Consider the following 19,110-nt stretch of genomic DNA (forward strand, 5'->3'; position numbering starts at 1 on the left):
ATGACAACTATATTCAAGAAACGGGCCGTCTGGGCTTCATTGGCCACGGCACTGAGCCTGACCGCAACCAGCCCGAGCATGGCCGCGACTTTACTTCATGACTGCTTCGGTGCGCCGCAAGCCTACACCACGACGTTCGATCATGAGTTTTCGTCCAGCGAAAATATCGCCAATCATGACTATGATGTGCCAAATCATCTGGTCGGCAATGGCCCGGTGATAGTGGCCAACTGCAGCTGTCCCGGGAATATATTTTCTTCGAGCATGGTTTATGAAAAAACCTTCGCCGGAAGCCCGTTGAAACCGGGAACAAGCGGATACGGCTATTTGACAGAAAAGATCGATGCCGATATCACCGCCTATGCGGATGCAATCAACTCTCCGGACGGCACTTCTTTGACCCCGATAGCTGTCAATGAATACCCGACGTCCAGAGCTAATATGCGTAACACTAGCGAGAATGCACTCGCCAAAACGGAGGGAGATGCCAACGTTTGCAGTAGTGGCACCCAGCCGAGCAACGCCGCTACAGTAAAGCGTAATTTCCGCTGGAACGTCGTTGCGATCCTTCTTCACATTAAAAAACCCATCCTGGGTCAAGAGGTGATCCCTTCGACGATCGTCGCGCAAAACTATGCCTGTCTTTATTTCGGCTCGGGGGGAAGCTGCGATCCCGGGCAGGCAGATCAGGTCTCTGATATCTGGTTTAGCGGCACGCTTTCTGCGCCGCTAAGCTGCGTTATCAACGAAGGCAGCACTATTGAGGTTGAGTTCGGCAGCATTGTCAGCAAGCAATTCGTCATCAAGGGGCAACCGCCAAAACGTTATGCCATCAAAAACGTTGATATTGCCTATCACTGTGATGATAACGCAGTGGGAAACACGGACCGGATAAAGCTCACGCTGACCGCAGATCAGGGGGTCGCGGACAGCAGTACGCCGTACATTGCAAAACTTCTGGACAGGGACGACCTCGGGGTGCGTGTATATGATGAACACAGTCAGAACGTCGCGCTGGACGGGACCTATGAGTTTCCGGTGACGATGGACGCGCAGGGAAACGGTGTGGTCAAAATTCAGGCTGTACCGGTCAGCACGACCAATGCCTCTCCGGCCCCGGGCCGCTTTGAAGGTAACGTGACGGTGAAGATGGATCTTCGCTAACCGAACTACCCTCAGGTTGACGCCGCAGCCTGAGGGTAATCAGAACAATCAGAAGCCGAGGCTATCGAGCAGATCGTCTACCTGATCCTGGCTTGCCACAACGCCCGCCTTGCTGGCGTCGAGCTGTGGACCATTGAGCAGACTTTCGTTCTCACGTTTTGGACGGGCCGCCGGTTCCGGGATGTTCTCCAGCAGAACCATCAGCAGCTGACGCTCAATCTCCTGAATAACATCCATCATGCGCTTGATCACCTGACCGGTCAGGTCCTGGAAATCCTGCGCCATCATGATGTCCAGCAGCTGAGCGTTGGTGAAGCTGGTGTGCCCCGGCACATCACCCAGGTACTGACGGGTATCCGTCACCAGCTCACGGGCATCCGCCAGCTCGATAGGGTTCTCAAACCACTCGTCCCAGCGTTTGCTCAGCGCTTTCGCCCCCTTTTCCATCGCATCCTGGTGCGGCTGTGACGCTTCGACGCTGTTCAGCGCACGTTCCGCGGCCTGAGCGGTCATCTGCACAACATAGTCCAGACGATCGCGGGCATCAGGAATGGCTTCCGCCGCTTCGGCAATCGCCTGATCCAGACCGAGCTCACGCAGGCTGTCACGCAGCATGCGCGTCAGGCTGCCGATGCGGACGATGATATCGCTCGGCGAGTGTTCTTCAACGGGTTTCATAGCAGGTTGCAACATTTCCATCACCTCACATGCCGAGTTTCTCGAAGATCTTACCGAGCTTCTCTTCCAGGGTTGCCGCGGTGAATGGCTTCACCACATAGCCGCTTGCGCCCGCCTGTGCAGCGGCAATGATGTTCTCTTTTTTCGCTTCTGCAGTAACCATCAGAACCGGCATAGACGCCATTCCGGCATCAGCACGAATGGTTTTCAGCAGTTCCAGACCGTCCATGTTTGGCATGTTCCAGTCGGAGATAACAAAACCAAACCCGCCAGCCTGCAGTTTGTTCAGCGCATCAACGCCGTCTTCTGCTTCTTCAACGTTGTTGAAGCCCAGCTCTTTCAGCAGGTTGCGCACGATGCGACGCATGGTGGAAAAGTCATCCACAACCAAAAACTTAAGCTCTTTATCCGCCATAAAATAATACTCCTGAGTCAAATACGTATTGCCTGTCCGGCACTGATTTTCGCCAGCATCTGCTGGCTTACCTGGCTAAGATCGACCACTTCGCTCACGCCACCCATATTGATGGCCTCGCGCGGCATGCCGAACACCACACAACTTGCTTCATTCTGCGCAATCGTCCAGGCGCCAGCCTGGTGCATTGCAAGCATTCCGGCGGCACCATCGTTGCCCATCCCCGTCAGGATCACCCCAACGGCGTTGCGCCCCGCATGTTTCGCCACCGAATGAAACAGCACATCCACCGACGGACGGTGCCGGTTGACCGGCGGTCCGTCATGAATTTTGATTTGATAGTTAGCGCCGCTGCGCGACAGCTCCATATGCTTGTCGCCCGGGGCGATATAGGCATGTCCCGGGAGCACGCGCTCGCCGTCTTCCGCCTCCTTCACGCTGATCTGGCACAGCTTGTTCAGGCGTTCGGCGAACGAACGGGTAAAGCCTGGCGGCATATGCTGAGTGATCAGAATACCCGGACTTGAAAGCGGCAATGGCTGGAGTACATGACGAATTGCCTCTGTTCCTCCGGTTGACGCCCCAATAACCAGCAGTTTTTCCGAGCTGAGTAAGGGACCGGCCTTCAGGGTCGCAGGCGCGGCCAATGGCGTATGGGCAGCAAGCTTCGCCCGCGACGCGGTGCGGATCTTCTCCGCAATCATTTCGCTGTAGGCCAGCATCCCTTCGCGAATGCCGAGCTGCGGTTTGGTGACAAAATCCACCGCCCCCAGCTCCAGCGCGCGCAGGGTGATTTCCGATCCTTTTCCGGTCAGGGAAGAGACCATCACCACCGGCATGGGCCGAAGGCGCATTAATTTTTCGAGGAAATCTATGCCATCCATGCGCGGCATCTCGACATCCAGCGTTAGCACGTCGGGGTTATATTTTTTAATTAAATCCCGCGCTACCAGAGGATCGGGCGCAGTCGCCACCATCTCCATGTCGCTGTGGCTATTGATAATTTCAGTCATGATCTGACGCATCAGCGCTGAATCATCGACAGACAACACCCTGATTTTACTCATGCTTTTTCCTTACTCAGCGCATATACCGTTTGCCCACGCAGGCTAAACTCACGCGCGAGGTTGCTGAAGTTTTCCGAGTGCCCGGCAAACAGTAAACCGTCAGGCTTGAGCAACGGAACAAACCGACGCAAAATGTCCTGTTGCGTCGTTTTATCAAAATAGATCATGACGTTACGGCAAAAAATGGCATCGAACGGCCCCGGCACGTTGTACTGCTTATCCAGCAGGTTAACGGGCGCGAATTCGACGCAGTTCGCCAGCTCCTGGCGTACGCGCACCAGGCCTTCATGCGGGCCCGTGCCGCGCATGAAATAACGCTGCAGCTGCTGCGGCGACAGCGTTTTCAGTTCATCCTGGCGATACACGCCGTTACGCGCCTTCTCCAGCACCTCGGTATCGATATCGCTGGCGTAGACTTTCCAGCGTCCGGGCGTCATGCCCAGGGTGTCAGCAAGGGTGGTCGCCAGCGAGTACGGCTCTTCACCCGTCGAGGCGGCCGCGCTCCATACGCGATACTCCCCGGTGCGACGGCGGGCGTGCTCGGCCAGGACCGGGAAGTGGTGAGCTTCACGGAAAAACGCCGTCAGGTTGGTGGTTAACGAGTTAATAAAAGCCTGCCACTCTGCGCTGTTCTGGTTCGCCTCGAGCATGCTCAGATAGCGGCCAAAATCATCCAGCCCCAGCGTACGCAAGCGCCGCACCAGACGGTTGTAGACCATGTCCCGCTTATGATCCGCAAGCACGATCCCCGCACGCTGGTAGATTAACTGACATATCCGACGAAAATGCGCGTCGGACAGCGCGAGGCGCTGTGTCATCTGCAACAATAATGACGTTTGCCCAGGGGGCATTGGTGATGTCATAGCGCCTTCTTAATTACATTCAGGATACAACTGGCACGGCCTGCGACCGCCCGACTTCTGTTACTGCTTCAACGTGCTCTTTCACATTAAATACCGCGACCAGTCCGGTCAGACGATCCGCCTGGCTGGCCAGCTGATCGGTTGCCGCTGCCGCTTCCTCGACTAACGAGGCGTTCTGTTGCGTCACCTGATCCATCTGGCTGACGGCCTGGGCAACCTGCTCAATCCCGCGGCGCTGTTCATCCGACGCAGAGGCAATCTCGCCCATGATGTCGTTCACCCGCGTCACGGAGGTGACGATCTCGTGCATGGTTTTCGCCGCCGTATCCACCAGCGTTGAGCCCTGCTGAACGCGCGAAACTGACTCTTCGATCAGCACCTTAATCTCTTTCGCCGCGTTGGCGCTGCGGCTCGCCAGGTTACGCACCTCCCCCGCCACCACCGCAAACCCGCGCCCTTGCTCACCGGCGCGCGCCGCTTCCACGGCGGCATTCAGCGCCAGAATGTTGGTCTGAAACGCGATACCGTCAATCACGCTGATGATGTCACCAATTTTCTGCGAGCTGGTGGCAATCTCCTGCATGGTGCTGGCGACATGGGACGCCTGGTCGCCGCCTTTCTTCGCCGTCATCGCCGCCTGTTTTGACAGGTCAGACGCCTGACGCGCGTTATCGGCGTTCTGGCTTACCGTCGCGGTTAACTGCTCCATGCTGGCCGCCGTCTGCGCCAGCGAGGCCGCCTGCTGCTCGGTGCGGGACGAGAGATCGTTGTTGCCCGCCGCAATCTCAGAGATCCCGGTGTGCATGGCATAACTGCCCTGCCGCACGTCGCTCACCGTTTCCCGCAGCGATCCCTGCATCGCCTTCAGGCTGGCAAAGATCGCCGAAATTTCGTTCTTGCCGAACACCGCCACCGGACGCGCCAGGTCCCCTTTCGCAATACTGTCGAAGTGGCTGCTGATAATCGCCAGCGGCTGCACGATCATTCTGCGCGACCAGAGCAGTGCCCCGCCGGTCAGCAGCCCTGCCAGGATCACCACCACGGCAAAGATGACGCCCGACATGTGATAGCTTTGACGACTCTGGTCACCGGCACGCTGAACAGACTGGTTAATATCCTGCTGCCACGCGTTAAAGCTGCCGTCAAACGCCGCCTGCGAGGCCTGAACCGGTGCGGTCATAAAGTCCGAAAGCTGGTTGTTCTCAAGCCACGTCGCCTGGTGGTCCAGATCGCTGTACCACTGCTCAAAGTTCGTCTTCATGGCGGCCTTCAGCGCTTTCTCTTTCTCACTGTCGGCGGCCTGCGCCGTAAAGGCTTTAAACTGTGCGTCAGCCTGCTTCAGACTGTCGCGCGCGGTCGCCATCAGCGCTTTAATGTCATCCGGCGGATAACTCAGCGCGGTTAAGGTTCCCGCCTTGTTCAGCGCAGTGCTTGCCTGCAACAGCACGGCACGCGTTTGTGCCAGTGCGGAGCGCTGCTGATTACTCGCCTCAACTTCCTGCAAATTCTGATAGCCATCGCGAAACGCCCAAAAAGACAACCCGTTACTGCCAACCTGCAACACACCGCAAAGGATCAGAATCAAAAACAGTGTGGTCGAGATACGAATACGATTTAACATCCACGCTCCCATCAAGCGGCAAGCAGCCGCGGTTTAATTGTCAGTCAAAATGTTTCCCAGTTTTCATCTTGTCCGGTCGTCGCGGTGCGCGTACGGTTTACAGCCGATTCAGCGGCTGGCACGCGATACGTCGCCTGCGGGGTGACCGTGTTTCCAGCGAGTGAAGCGAGACGAAACGCCGAGACGGCCATCTTCAGACGGCTCGCCTGGTCTTCCAGAGCAGCGGCCGCCGCAGCGGACTCCTGCACCAGCGCGGCGTTTTGCTGTGTCACGCGATCCATTTCCGATACCGCCAGGGCAACCTGGTCGATACCACGACTCTGCTCATCGGACGCAGAGGCGATTTCACCCATGATGTCCGTCACGCGGGTGACGGCATTCACGATGTCATTCATGGTCTCCCCGGCGCTTTCCACCAGCACGGAGCCGGTATCCACGCGGGAGACGGAATCTTCAATCAGAGACTTGATCTCTTTGGCCGCGTTGGCGCTGCGGCTGGCCAGGTTGCGTACTTCTCCGGCCACCACGGCAAACCCGCGCCCCTGTTCACCCGCGCGCGCCGCTTCCACGGCGGCGTTCAGCGCCAGAATGTTGGTCTGGAAGGCAATGCCGTCGATAACGCTGATGATGTCGGCGATTTTCTTCGAGCTGTCGGCGATTTCGTGCATGGTTTTCACCACGCCATCCACCACGCGGCCGCCGCGCTGCGCCGTCTCGGAGGCGCTTTCCGCCAGCTGAGACGCCTGGCGGGCGTTATCGGCGTTCTGCTTCACGGTCGCGGTGAGCTGCTCCATGCTGGCGGCCGTCTCTTCCAGGGCGGACGCCTGCTGCTCGGTACGGGATGAGAGATCGTTATTCCCCATCGCAATTTCGCTGGTACCGGTGTAGATAGCCTCCGACCCGTTGCGCACGTTGGCAACGGTTTCGATTAACGAACGCTGCATATGGTCAACGCTGTTTGCCAGCTCGGTGATCTCATTGCGCCCGGAAACGGTCAGCGTTTTGGTCAGGTCACCGCCGGCAATTTCACTAATGTGGGCAATGACGCGGCCGAGAGGGTTCAGCAGGATATGGCGAATGCCGTACCAGACCGCGACCAGCACAATGACCAGCGCCAGCGCCATCACGGCCATCTGCCATTTTGCAAAGCGGTAGTCATTCTGGCTTGCCGTAAAGGCCGAGTGATAGAGATCGCCACTGACCTTCGCGTATTCCCCCAGCGCCGCGCCGAGTGCGTTTTGCATCCCCTGCGTTGGCTGCGCGAAATAGGCGTCCATATTGCCGCTCTCCAGGAACTGAATCAGCTCTGTCAGGCCGGTATGGTAGGCATTGTATTTTTCATCGATATTCTGGCTCACCTGCTCCATAGCAGGCTGCGGGGCGATCTTTTTGAAGGCGTCGTAGTGTTTCGCGGCGTCAGCGAGGGTGGCACGGGCATTTTTCAACAGATCGGTTTTCGCGCTGCTCTGCTGATTGTTGGGGTCCATCATCATGCGCGCGGACGAGCGGCTCAGGTTGATACGCGTTTGCAGCATCAGATCCCACGTTGAGGTGAGTTCACTCTGCTGCAGGCGGAGATCGTTCGAGGCCGCGAAGCTGTCCTGGTTCTGTTTTAATGACGAGAAAAAAAGCCCGCCGGAGATGAGCTGAAGAAGTGCGAAAATGACCAGCACCATCATGAGCATTGTGACAACGCGGATACGGTTCAACATACAACACCTTCTCATAGATTTATTAACGGTGTTATCGGCACAGCCCACAGGAACTTTACATTTGCGAAAGGGAAAAGCGCGGGGTTAAAACGCCACGTCGACAATCAGCGTGTCGGTGTAGGTTCCGGCGGGCGGCGTGGCCTGATTGGTCAGGACTTTCGCGGTGTAGTTGTAGGTGCGCAGTAAACCGTCGGTACTGACCTGGGACGATACCGCGCTGGACCAGCGCTCGCTGCCGCTGCCGCCCCAGCGGTTACCGGTGGCTTCCTTATAGATGTCGTAGCTCATGGCGTTGCTGCCGCTCACCATCCGCCGCACGTTGTTCAGCGCGTTGGCACCGTTATTAATGCCGATGGTATACGAACTTCCTTTGGTACAGGTGACGGCAATCGCCTGCGAGACGGTGGGGAAACTTTGCACCAGCGGCGCGCTGTTGAAGTTAACATCTGGCGTGGTCATGGCGCTGCAGTCGTTGGTAACGGTCATATCCAGCAGGATGGTGGTTGTCGCGGTTCCCGTCTGATTGATTGTGCAAATGCCAAGCGCGCCCACGGAGCAGACGCTGTAGTTAATGCTGAAGGTTAACTGCACCTGATATGGCCCGGCAGTGACGTTTTGCCCGGCGACGGTGCGGAAATAGAGCGGAATGTTGTACTGCTTTGACCCCAGCAATCCCAGCAGGGTACTCCCGCTCCAGGTATATGATTTACTTATCTGTACCTCGCTGCTGCTCGCGCATCCCGATAACCCGCACAGCCGGGTGGGGATCACGTCGGTGATGGCCGCATTATCCGTGCGTTTCATCGTGGCCCGGCTGCTGCCCGAAACCGATGCCGCGGTGTAGGTCAGCGTTACCGAGTCGCTGGTCAGCAGATTCAGTACGGCATCGCAGGCCACTACCAGCGTGCCGGTGGTTTGAACTTCTCCGGTTCCGCTAAGCGCGAACGAGGTGACGCTGCCAAACGACGCATTAACCGTACTGACGGTACACGCCGCCCAGCCGCCGCCGGAGAACAGCAGCAGGATGAATAGCAGCAGGCGCGTCATGGCTCCTCCCGGCAAACCAGCGGCCCGTAGGTTTTCAGCTTGTGCTCCGGATTGGCCCCCACGGTCAGGGTAGTCTTACAGCGCCTCCCGTCAGGTGCGATCACCTCCAGCGGGTTCACATCGCTGAGATTTTCCAGCCAGGCGATGCCGTCATACCCCACCACCGCATTGCTGCGCGAGGCGCGTCGAACCTGGCTTCCCACCGGCAACGCCTTCCCGCGCGCGTCATGCAGAATAACGCTGGCCACCCGTTCCTGCTCCATCGGGAAATCGACCAGATAGCCGCTGTGGCGCCGAATCGCGATCCGCCGCTCGGTCTCTTTCAGACGGGTATCCGCCGGCAGATTCAAAGTATCAATCCGGTAGCTTGCCGGGTAATACGCCGACACCCCGCTGACCAGCAGGTAGCCGTTGTTATTGGTTTTACCGACGGGCTGGTTCTCATAGCTGACGGGCACGTCCGGGTGGCCATCGGTACTGATGACCACAAACGCATCGTTGATCTTATTCGCCGCGAACAGCTCGCCGTCCATCAGCACAACGGCGCCCATCGCCTCGCCCCACCAGGTCATGGTATCCCTTTCGCCATAGCCGCCGCCCTGCAGCTCGATGTTGTTATTGCGCCAGCCCAGCGTACCCTGTTGATAATCACTGGATCTTGACTGGTTGGCCCAGGCCATGTTCCAGCTGAACCCACCGTCAGAAGGCATGGAGTGGTTGTAGTTAATGCGCTGGGTACTGCCTGCATCCGGGGTGTTTTCAACGGTGACGGCAGCGCTGTCGCGCGCCCCCAGCGGCACCTGCAGCGACAGCGCGACCGTCCAGTCTCCCCGCTGCCGATCCCGGCTGCCGGCCAGGTAAATACTGCTCGCTCCCCACAGGTTTCGGCTCCAGGAGAGATTGAGCAGCTCGGTTTTTTGGCTGTCAAAACTCTCCACGCCTATCCAGGCCGCACCGATATTGCCGTACCGTCCCAGATTGAAGGTCAGCGAATACTGGTCCGTATTACGGCTAAAGCTGGCGATGGGCTTATCGTTTTCGTCATACACCGTCGGCTGATCGTAAAGGGCCAAATTGCCAAAGCCTCGGTCGCGACGCGTGTGCTGGGTGGCGACGCTAAACTCGCTGGTACTGTACTGGTAACCCCAGTTGATTTGCCCGCCCGCATCACCGCGCATGCGGCTTTGCGAGTAAGAGGTATTCACCACGCCAAACTGGCCGAGTTTTATCACTGTCCCCGCGCCGCCCAGCGCCAGCTCCTGCGCCCCTTCCACGTGGCCCTCGAGGGTTAGCCAGTCCGTCATCCCGTAGCGATACGAGCCGCTGCCGGCTGCCGGACCGTAGTCAAAATTCTTGATACCGTAATTACGCCGCAGGCTGCCGAGCGTCACGGCGCCGTCGCTCAGCCCTTGTTTGAGCAGGTCGCTGGTGACGTAAAACGGTAGCGTGGTGCTTACCTGGCGCCCCAGCGCATCCGTTGTGACCAGCACCGCATCCCCGGCGCCGTTGATATAGGGCAGATTAGTCAGGGTGAAGGGGCCCGGCTGAAGCTGGGTTGAGCCGGAGCGATAGCCGTTGATAAAAAGATCGACCGAAGTGGGTACCGCGGCTTCCCCCGCGAACTCGGGCAGCGGCCATGTCACCAGGTCAGGACGCAGGGAGAAATCCCGCCCGACGCTTATCCCCCCCATCCGCACGCTGGAGCTCCAGCTCAGGGCATCGCTGATCACGTCCCCGGCGCTCCAGCTCATCGCGTCATCTTCGTTGGTGAACAGCAGGGTCGTGTCATAGCGGACATACCCTTCCTGCTGTCCGTCGTTACCGGTGAAATTTTCCCGCGCGTAACCGGTCGAGGAAAACGAGCCGTTCTCGTTGAAGTAGCGGAACTCATGCCAGATCGACGCCTGTCCGCCGATATGTTCCGTGTGGTTGGTGTAGAGATCGTAATTCAGCAGCGCCCCGCGCCCGTAGTGCGGTTTGGCCTGCGCCGCTTGCGCGCTGAAAGGCGTCACGCGGGCCGTCACCCAGTCGCGGGGAACTGTCAGCAGCAGGCGCTGCGCGGCGCTGTCGTACTCCACCCGAACCTGAGCAAGCGAGGAGAGATTTACCTCGCCGGTGGGAACATGCGCCGGGGGCAGACCCGCGCGCAGCAAATCGGCGCTGGAGATAAAGAAAGCGCCTTTACGCTGCGTCACGGGCACGACCAGGCCGGTATCGTAGTGATTGACCACGATGGCCAGCTGGAAAACCGCTTCATCATTTATCGCCTGTGCCTGGGGAGGCGGCGGTAAACTGTCGTCGCCGGGCCCGGCCAGGGTCGCTGAACTGACGCATAGCAGTATCATCATCGCCGGCTTCAGTTGACGGGCGTCGACTGCCATTGTTCGTCCCTGGCATTAATCTGCGCGCTCATCCGCTCTGGCTGACGAACGCCAGCGGGTATAGGCCAGCTGCGGGTGCTGCCCGGCAGGACGTAACCCAGCAATCCCTCCGCCACCGTGCGTTTCTGACCGCCCTGCTCCAGCGCCACCTGGCTCAGCCTGACGTGAACATCACCCCGATTTTTGACCTCCAGCGCAGGCTTCCCCTCCGCCTGCGTCACCCGCCAGCTCAGGTTTTGGGTCTCCGCCAGCGCGTGATGCGCGCCCTCTTTGATGGTCGGGATCCCCTGTCCATATACGAACAGAGGGATGGAGTAACGCATCTGCAATTTCAGGCCGATGGCGGGTTCGGCTTTGGCATCTGGCTGGGGAATTTCATCGACGATAATGCGATAGGCCTGTTCGACCCCAGCGGGAACCGAAGCCTGTTTGATAAGGCGAATAAGCTGCTTGTTGCCTGTGCCAATCGTGACGATGGGCGGGCTGGCGACCACGTCCTGCTGCGCGGTATAGCGCTCGTGTCCGTCCTCCTGCTTCCAGCGCACGATGCGAACCTGCATCGTCGTGGCGCTGTTTCCCTGATTCTGGATCCACAGTTCCGTGGCGTTGGCGTCTGCAGCAAGCCAGGGATCGATGGGCCAGAGCAGGATGGTGGCCGCCGCCTGCGCCTGGCCAGCAACCGCCATTCCCAACGCGCCCGCCAGACAAACCGGTCTGAAAAATGGCTTCATCAACACTCTCCCTTTATTACCATGACAAGGTCACGGTGAGCTGATCGGAATAGGTTCCCGCCGGGCTAAACCCGGTCAGTAGCGCCACGCCAAAAAGCGGCAGCGCGATGTTATTGCTGTTGGTATAGGTCACCGCTATCGCCTGGTTGACGCCAATTTCGCTGTTCGCGGCCAGCGAGCTGCTGCTGTAGAGCCGGTATGGCACCATATCGACGCCGTTCGCGCGCTTCATGCGGCGAACGGATGAATAATTTTGACCGCCATTAATGCTCATGCTCAGCGCCACACCTGGCGTACAGGCAATAGACAACGCCCCGTTTGGCACAAAGCTGGTGCTCACCGGCGCGCTCTCGACGCCGTTATGGCTGCCAAAATCCAGCGTACCGAGAAGCCCTCCGCTACCGGTGGCCACCGCGCATCCCGGGACAATCGTCGCGCTGACCTTAAACGACTGGGATGTCACCGCATCCGCCGTGGGCATCATGAGCAATCCGACGATCAGCGCGAAAAAAGGCTGCACGCGTCCCTCTGCGCGTTTGCGCAGACCTGTGAGAGATGCCTTCATGGCGGTTCGGGACTAGTAGGTGACGCTGACGTTAATCGTGTCGGTGTAGGTTCCCGGAACGACCGTCACGCTGTTACCGCCGCCGGTAATCCGTCCGTAGAGGGTGTAACTGTCCACCCCTCCGGCCGTAGACGCGATCGGCAGCGCGGCGTTATTGGCAATCACGGTGTTAAACCCGCTGTCGCTGTACAGGCTGTAAGCCACGCCCTGTGCCGCGTTGGCCGTATTCACCAGATAGCGTTCAGGCGTGCCCGGCGAACCGACAACCGAGCCGGGCGCGGTGGAGTGGGTATTACCGGTGATCGCGACCGTATAGCTGGCGGTCGTACATTGAATGGTGAAGGTGTTTCCGCCGCTGGCGCCGCTCAGCTGCGTCGTAAGCGTGGAAAAGGTTGCCGGATGGGTACCGAAATCGAGCGTACCGAAGTTAATACCACTCTGCGCGGGCGAGCCGTTTATCAGACACCCGTTTGTCAGCGTCAGCGTTGCACCGATGGTGCCGCTGCTGGTGACGGCCAGCGCCTGATGGGCCGTTGTCGCAGCCAGTAAGGTGCCTGCGCAGATCAAAAGAAGTTTTCTTTTCATTTACCACCCTCCAGAAGACGTCTCCGTTCCCTTGCCACATTTTATTTTTGTCGTTCAAGATGTTAGCCCCGCTTAACGTTCCTCTGAGGGGGTTATTGAGAATTTAGTTTATGGATATCGCTTCGACCACCAGCCCGTTAACGCATAAGGCATATGTCTTATTGACTCAATTTTCTTATAAATAACAGAAAGTTAAATTAATTCAGGCAGCGATTTTATTCTATTCGGGGAGAATATATCCATTAAAGTGTGACGACGATCACAATATATCGTCAGCGCTTTAGCAACAAAATTAATAAAAATTAAAAAGGAGTTGTATCCCCCTACACTTTGCGTCAATTTATGTGCCGAATAATTTCCCGCATCGTAATAAAAAATTTATATGTATCGACGCGGGCTACATCTGAAGCGCATAGAGGGTCTTTTTTCGTGGCAAGTGCAAACAAACTCACACTCTTCATCGTGATATTCATGCTGGCGGGTATTCTTTCAGGGGCAGCAATTCATGAGTACGCATCTGCGGATGCCATCAAAGCCTGGTCGGATAATATTACCCTTCTGACCGATATTTTCCTCCGTCTGATCAAAATGGTCATTGCACCCTTGGTCTTCAGCACGCTCACCGTCGGCATTATGAAGCTGGGCGAAACCTCCACTATTGGCCGCGTTGGCGGCAAAGCGATGGTGTGGTTTATCAGCTCATCCGTGCTCTCTATTCTGGTTGGCCTGTTCATCGTCACGCTGGAGCATCCGGGAAGCGGTCTGAACCTGACGGTTCCGACAGAAGCGGTGGATACCGGCCTGGCCGTGGGCGGCATGACGCTGAAAGCGTTCCTGTCGCACACCATTCCGACCAGTATCGCGGGGGCGATGTCGAACAATGAGATCCTGCAGATTGTGGTGTTCTCAATGTTCTTCGGCATCGGCGGCGCGTCGCTGGGGCAGAAATTCAACGCGCCGCTGGTGGCCGCGCTGGATGTGGTTTCCCACATTATGCTGAAGGTAACGGGTTACGTGATGTACGTTGCTCCACTGGCCATTTTCGCGGCGATTTCATCCGTCATTGCCACGCAGGGTCTGGGCATTCTGCTGAACTACGCCTCCTTTATTGGCGGCTACTACGTTGCCATTCTTCTTACCTGCATGGTGCTGCTGGCCGTGGGCTACATGGTGCTGAAAAAAGAGGTGTTTCGCCTGGTCAGCATGCTGAAAGATCCGGTTCTGGTGGCGTTTACCACCAGCAGCTCTGAAGCCGCCTACCCGAAAACGCTGGAACAGCTGGAGCGCTTCGGCTGCTCGCGCAACATCGCCTCTTTCGTTCTGCCGATTGGCTACTCCTTCAACCTGGTGGGTTCGATGGTGTACTGCTCTTTCGCCTCGATGTTTATCGCTCAGGCGTACAACATTCACCTGAGCTTCTCTGAAGTGACGGTGCTGATGCTGACCCTGATGCTGGCGTCGAAAGGGATTGCCGGCGTACCGCGTTCTTCACTGGTGGTGCTGGCAGCAACCATTCCGAGCTTTAATATTCCGGTGGCGGGTATTCTGCTGCTGATGGGGATCGACCACTTCCTGGACATGGGCCGTTCCGCAATTAACGTGCTGGGCAATGGTATTGCGACCGCGATGCTGTCACAGAATGAAGGCGCGCGGGAAGCGGAAGCTGAAGCTGAGCTGGTAAAGCAGGAAGCGTAAGGTGAAAAAAAGGGTGAGGCCTGATGCCCTCACCCCTGCCCTCTCCCACAGGGAGAGGAAGCAAACACAAAAAACGGCAACCTGGGTTGCCGTTTTGCATTTACCTACGCTACGTGACTCGCGGCGATATCCAGCAGCGCCATCTCATCGCTGTTCAGCAGCTTCTCGATGTTCACCAGAATCAGCATACGCTCGCCGAGCGCGCCCAGGCCGGTCAGGTATTCGGTCGACAGCGTGACCGCAAACTCCGGCGCAGGACGAATTTGGTCAGAGGTCAGGGAAAGCACATCAGATACGCCATCCACCACGATACCTACCACGCGCTGCCCCAGATTCAGAACGATCACCACGGTGTTGTCGTCGTAGTCAACGTCGCCCTGGCTGAACTTCACGCGCAGGTCCACGATTGGCACAATGACGCCACGCAGGTTGGTGACACCTTTAATAAAAGCAGGCGTGTTAGCGATGCGGGTAACCTGGTCGTAACCACGGATTTCCTGCACTTTCAGGATATCGATGCCGTACTCCTCATCGCCTAAAGTGAATACCAGGAATTCCTGCCCTGATGGCTCGCCCGCCAGTTTCGTTACATTACTCATACCGGTCATGTTATTACCTTCTACTTAATCAGGCGGCTGTGTACGCCACACGTTGTTCACGATTTAATCCCTGAAGCGCCGACACATCGACGATCAGCGCCACGCTACCATCACCCAGAATGGTGGCGGCAGAAATACCCGGCACTTTGCGGTAGTTGCTTTCGAGGTTCTTCACTACCACCTGGTGCTGACCAATCAGCTGATCGACCAGCAGCGCGTAGCGACGGCCCGCGCTTTGCAGGATCACAACGATGCCCTGCGTGGCCTCTGTCTTCGCCCCGTCCACTTCGAACACTTTCCACAGCTCAACCAGCGGCAGGTATTCGCCGCGCACTTCGAGGACGCGCTCGCCGCCCGCCAGAGGATGCAGATCTTCTTCACGCGGCTGCAGGGATTCCATCACGGCGTTCAGCGGCAGGATAAAGACTTCGTCCGCCACTTTGACAGACATGCCGTCGAGGATCGCCAGCGTCAGCGGCAGCAGGATGCGAATGGTGGTGCCGGAACCCTGTTTAGACTGGATCTCAACGTGGCCGCCCATCTCCTGGATGTTACGTTTCACCACGTCCATGCCTACGCCGCGTCCGGACACGTCGGTCACCTGCTCTGCGGTAGAGAAGCCCGGCGCGAAGATGAGCATGCCCACTTCTTCGTCGGTCATGTTTTCATTGACCGCCATCCCCTGCGAAATCGCTTTTGCAAGGATGCGCTCGCGGTTAAGACCCGCGCCATCATCGGTCACTTCGATGCAGATATTCCCGCCCTGGTGTTCCGCAGAGAGGATCAGGTTACCGACCGGGGATTTCCCGGCGGCAATGCGGTTTTCAGGCAGTTCGATACCGTGGTCGAGGCTGTTACGCACCAGGTGCGTTAACGGGTCGATAATGCGCTCGATCAGGCTCTTATCCAGTTCGGTTGAGCTGCCCATCAGGGTCAGTTCAATCTGTTTATTCAGCTTGCTGGCAAGGTCGCGCACCAGACGCGGGAAGCGGCTGAAGACATATTCCATCGGCATCATACGGATGGACATGACCGATTCCTGCAGGTCGCGGGCGTTACGCTGCAGCTGACCCATGCTGGTGATCAGATCACCGTGCGTAACCGGGTCCAGTTCGTTAGAACGCTGAGCCAGCATCGACTGGGTGATCACCAGTTCGCCCACCAGGTTAATCAGCTGGTCGACCTTCTCAACCGCAACGCGGATGCTGGTTGACTCGCTGGAGCGCGCGGCAGGTTTCTCACCGCGGCCAGGTGCTGCGGCCTCTTTTGGCACTGCCTTCAGCGCCGGAGCCGCAGGAGCCACAGCCGGTGCGGCGGCCTGAGCGACAACGGCCACCTCTTCCACTGCCACAGGGGCGTCAACCGCAGCCGTTTCGGTTTCGAAGGCGATCTGGTCAGCTTCAATCACAAAGCACAGCACCGCGACGATATCGTCCTGGCCAATACCGTCATCAAGCGTCGCGGCAAGGCTGTCTTTGCCTTTTACCACGTTGCTTAACTTCGCCAGGTTACCCAGCTCTTCTTCCAGCAGGTTAACTTCATTCTCTTTGAGACGTGACAGCACAACGCGCAGTTTGCCCGATTGTGCAGCGGCTGGCGCGGCCTCGTCGGCAGCAACCGCATCGACAACGCTCAGTTTCGCCGCAGGGACAACGGCTGCAGCGACTTCACCTTTTGCTTCCAGGGCGAGCTGGCGCAGCGCATTGCAGATGTATTCAAAGCTGGCGGCATCAGGCTCTGCCGAACTTTTATAGGCGTCGAGCTGTTCCTGCATAATATCTTTGGTTTCCAAAAACAGGTTGATAATGTCGGTATTGAGCTGCATCTCACCGCGTCGTGCTTCATCAAGCAGGTTTTCCATTAAATGGGTCGTTTCCTGCAGGATGGTAAATCCAAACGTTCCGGCTCCGCCTTTAATAGAGTGCGCCGCACGGAAGATGGCATTGAGCTGCTCGGAGTCCGGTGCTTCGGGCACCAAATCGAGCAAGTGTTGCTCCATATCGGCCAACAATTCGTCGGCTTCATCAAAGAATGTCTGGTAAAAATCGCTAATATCCATGCTCACGCTATCACCTCGGATTGGCTGGTGGCGATGTTGGAACGGCAGCCGAAGGAACGGCCCCAGGCTGTTTTAAATCGTCCAGTGACTCATTCTGACTTTCGGCGTTTTCATGCAGGATGGCCTGCTCCGCCTGCTGGTTCAGCACTAAAAGACTGATACGACGGTTGATGGCATCATCCGGCCCGCGGTCGGAAACGCGCATGGTTGCGGCCATGCCGACTACGCGCAGTACCTTGCCATCATCAAGCCCACCTACCACCAGCTCGCGACGCGAGGCGTTGGCACGATCGGCAGAAAGCTCCCAGTTGCTGTATCCCTTCTCCCCACTGGCGTACGGGAAATCATCCGTGTGTCCTGACAGGCTGATTCGGTTAGGAATGCCGTTCAGCACCGGTGCAATGGCACGCAGAATATCGCGCATGTACGGTTCGACTTCCGCACTTCCGGTTTTAAACATTGGGCGGTTCTGGCTGTCGATAATCTGAATACGCAGCCCTTCCTGCACCAGGTCGATCTTCAGATGCGGGCGCAGCGCGCGCAGCTTCGGATCCGCTTCAATAAGCTGATCGAGATCGCCCCGCAGTTTCTTCAGACGCGCCTGCTCCATCTTTCTTTTCAGCTCGTCGATGTTCGGCTCTTTTTTCACCTCACCCTTCTGCTGGGTGTAATCATCGCCGCCGCCCGGGATCGGGCTTTCGCTGTTAGAGATACGCGGCCCACCGGCCACCGCCGTTGCCAGCGGCGTTCGGAAATATTCGGCAATCTGGATCAGTTCTTTTGGGCTGGAGATGGAGATCAGCCACATCACCAGAAAGAACGCCATCATTGCGGTCATAAAGTCGGCGTACGCAATTTTCCACGAGCCGTGTGCGCCATGCCCGCCGCCCTTGTGCTTGCGTTTTTTTACGATGACGATCGGATGGGACTGGTTTTTCATGCGTCCTCAGTTGTCGTCTGTTGGTTTGGGTTTTTCACCGCACGCACGTGTTCTTCAAGCTCGATAAACGACGGACGCTCGCTGGAGTAAAGCGTTTTACGGCCAAACTCAACCGCGATCGGTGGCGCGTAACCGTTGAGGTTAGAGAGCAGCGTGATCTTCACGCACTGCATCATTTTGGTGGTTTCCGCGCTCTTCTGGCGCAGAACGCTCGCCAGCGGAGAGATGAAGCCGTACGCCAGCAAAATACCGAGGAAAGTCCCCACCATCGCGTGGGCAATCAGCGCGCCCAGCTCGGCTGCCGGACGGTCTGCCGAGGCCAGGGCGTGAACCACGCCCATTACCGCGGCAACGATACCGAATGCCGGAAGCGAGTCGCCGACCAGCGCCAGGCTGTTGGCCGGCACTTCAGATTCGCTTTCGTGGGTTTCGATCTCTTCGTCCATCAGCGCTTCGATTTCGAAGGTGTTCATGTTGCCGCTGATGATGAGTCGCAGATAGTCGACGATGAAATCCAGCATCATGGCATCAGCAAGAATTCGCGGATAGCTGGCAAAAATTTCGCTCTCTTTCGGGTTTTCAATATCCCGTTCAAGCGAGAACATGCCCTGCTGACGCGACTTCGCCATCAGGCGATAGAGCAGTGCCAGCAGATCCATATACATGCTTTTGGTGTATTTCGAGCGACGGAACAGCAACGGAATCGCTTTCAGCGTGCCCTTGATCGATTTACCGTTGTTACCAACGATAAAAGCCCCTACCCCTGCACCGCCGATGATAATAAGTTCAGCCGGTTGATAGAGTGCTCCAAGTTGCCCGCCGGTCATCATGTAACCGCCGAAAACTGTACCGAGAACTACCAGGTAACCTAATAAGATAAGCACGACATCATCCTTCCGCTAGTGACTATGGCAAGGACGTTCAGCTCGCAGCGTTTACCGTTTGCGGGGTAAAAAAAAGCAGCGGTAATTGCTTACCGCTGCTGGAA

General features: G+C 57.5%; 17 protein-coding genes. 2 read left to right on the forward strand and 15 right to left on the reverse strand.

Annotated elements, in window-relative coordinates:
* On the forward strand, positions 1-1,164 hold the full coding sequence (locus IM317_RS11355) for a fimbrial protein (RefSeq protein ID WP_033145867.1): 1,164 nt from the start codon (positions 1-3) through the stop codon (positions 1,162-1,164).
* Between the two features lie 48 nt (positions 1,165-1,212).
* Here the strand turns inward: IM317_RS11355 and cheZ are convergent, their stop codons facing one another.
* The 11 genes from cheZ to IM317_RS11410 all read right to left on the reverse strand — a co-directional run bounded on the left by cheZ (position 1,213) and on the right by IM317_RS11410 (position 12,829).
* A complete protein-coding gene (gene cheZ, locus IM317_RS11360) occupies positions 1,213-1,857 on the reverse strand; it encodes a protein phosphatase CheZ (protein WP_023312251.1) in 645 nt (214 codons plus the stop codon).
* A gap of 10 nt (positions 1,858-1,867) precedes the next feature.
* The gene (gene cheY, locus IM317_RS11365; protein WP_008500431.1) at positions 1,868-2,257 is read right to left on the reverse strand and encodes a chemotaxis response regulator CheY; all 390 of its coding nucleotides are present in this window, start codon (positions 2,255-2,257) and stop codon (positions 1,868-1,870) included.
* 17 nt (positions 2,258-2,274) lie between these two features.
* Positions 2,275-3,324 (reverse strand): chemotaxis response regulator protein-glutamate methylesterase, encoded by a 1,050-nt coding sequence (locus IM317_RS11370; RefSeq protein ID WP_029741783.1) that lies wholly within the window; start codon positions 3,322-3,324, stop codon positions 2,275-2,277.
* Positions 3,321-4,187 carry a protein-glutamate O-methyltransferase CheR gene (cheR, locus tag IM317_RS11375; protein ID WP_033145868.1) on the reverse strand — a complete coding sequence of 289 codons (867 nt, stop codon included), beginning with the start codon at positions 4,185-4,187 and terminating at the stop codon, positions 3,321-3,323. The genes IM317_RS11370 and cheR overlap by 4 nt, the downstream gene beginning before the upstream one ends.
* 19 nt (positions 4,188-4,206) lie before the next feature.
* The gene (tap, locus tag IM317_RS11380) at positions 4,207-5,808 is read right to left on the reverse strand and encodes a methyl-accepting chemotaxis protein IV (RefSeq protein ID WP_033145869.1); all 1,602 of its coding nucleotides are present in this window, start codon (positions 5,806-5,808) and stop codon (positions 4,207-4,209) included.
* Between the two features lie 44 nt (positions 5,809-5,852).
* Positions 5,853-7,520: a methyl-accepting chemotaxis protein II gene (tar, locus tag IM317_RS11385; protein ID WP_033145870.1), complete on the reverse strand. Its 1,668-nt coding sequence runs from the start codon at positions 7,518-7,520 to the stop codon at positions 5,853-5,855.
* 84 nt (positions 7,521-7,604) lie between these two features.
* Positions 7,605-8,567 (reverse strand): spore coat U domain-containing protein, encoded by a 963-nt coding sequence (locus IM317_RS11390; protein ID WP_033145871.1) that lies wholly within the window; start codon positions 8,565-8,567, stop codon positions 7,605-7,607.
* A complete protein-coding gene (locus IM317_RS11395; protein WP_033145872.1) occupies positions 8,564-10,948 on the reverse strand; it encodes a fimbria/pilus outer membrane usher protein in 2,385 nt (794 codons plus the stop codon). The genes IM317_RS11390 and IM317_RS11395 overlap by 4 nt, the downstream gene beginning before the upstream one ends.
* Complete coding sequence (locus IM317_RS11400) at positions 10,924-11,679, reverse strand: molecular chaperone (protein WP_033145873.1); 756 nt, start codon at positions 11,677-11,679, stop codon at positions 10,924-10,926. The genes IM317_RS11395 and IM317_RS11400 overlap by 25 nt, the downstream gene beginning before the upstream one ends.
* Before the next feature lie 16 nt (positions 11,680-11,695).
* On the reverse strand, positions 11,696-12,244 hold the full coding sequence (locus tag IM317_RS11405; RefSeq protein ID WP_033145874.1) for a spore coat U domain-containing protein: 549 nt from the start codon (positions 12,242-12,244) through the stop codon (positions 11,696-11,698).
* 12 nt (positions 12,245-12,256) lie between these two features.
* Positions 12,257-12,829 (reverse strand): spore coat protein U domain-containing protein, encoded by a 573-nt coding sequence (locus IM317_RS11410; protein WP_023312260.1) that lies wholly within the window; start codon positions 12,827-12,829, stop codon positions 12,257-12,259.
* A gap of 429 nt (positions 12,830-13,258) precedes the next feature.
* Between IM317_RS11410 and IM317_RS11415 the strand changes: the two genes are divergently transcribed.
* Positions 13,259-14,524 (forward strand): dicarboxylate/amino acid:cation symporter, encoded by a 1,266-nt coding sequence (locus IM317_RS11415; protein WP_033145875.1) that lies wholly within the window; start codon positions 13,259-13,261, stop codon positions 14,522-14,524.
* A 104-nt stretch (positions 14,525-14,628) separates the two neighbouring features.
* On the opposite strand, the gene cheW is transcribed toward IM317_RS11415, so the two are convergent.
* From cheW to motA, 4 genes are read right to left on the reverse strand one after another with little or no spacing between them, the layout of a single operon-like run.
* Positions 14,629-15,132 carry a chemotaxis protein CheW gene (cheW, locus tag IM317_RS11420; RefSeq protein ID WP_023312262.1) on the reverse strand — a complete coding sequence of 168 codons (504 nt, stop codon included), beginning with the start codon at positions 15,130-15,132 and terminating at the stop codon, positions 14,629-14,631.
* Positions 15,133-15,151: 19 nt separating this feature from the next.
* A complete protein-coding gene (gene cheA, locus IM317_RS11425) occupies positions 15,152-17,188 on the reverse strand; it encodes a chemotaxis protein CheA (protein WP_033145876.1) in 2,037 nt (678 codons plus the stop codon).
* Between the two features lie 4 nt (positions 17,189-17,192).
* A complete protein-coding gene (gene motB, locus IM317_RS11430; protein ID WP_032658606.1) occupies positions 17,193-18,122 on the reverse strand; it encodes a flagellar motor protein MotB in 930 nt (309 codons plus the stop codon).
* On the reverse strand, positions 18,119-19,006 hold the full coding sequence (gene motA, locus IM317_RS11435) for a flagellar motor stator protein MotA (protein ID WP_033145877.1): 888 nt from the start codon (positions 19,004-19,006) through the stop codon (positions 18,119-18,121). Before motA ends, motB begins: the two co-directional genes overlap by 4 nt.
* Between the last annotated feature and the right edge of the window lie 104 nt (positions 19,007-19,110).

The sequence above is a fragment of the Enterobacter cloacae complex sp. S3 genome (assembly GCF_014930495.1).
GTDB classification, from domain to species: Bacteria; Pseudomonadota; Gammaproteobacteria; order Enterobacterales; family Enterobacteriaceae; genus Enterobacter; species Enterobacter asburiae_B.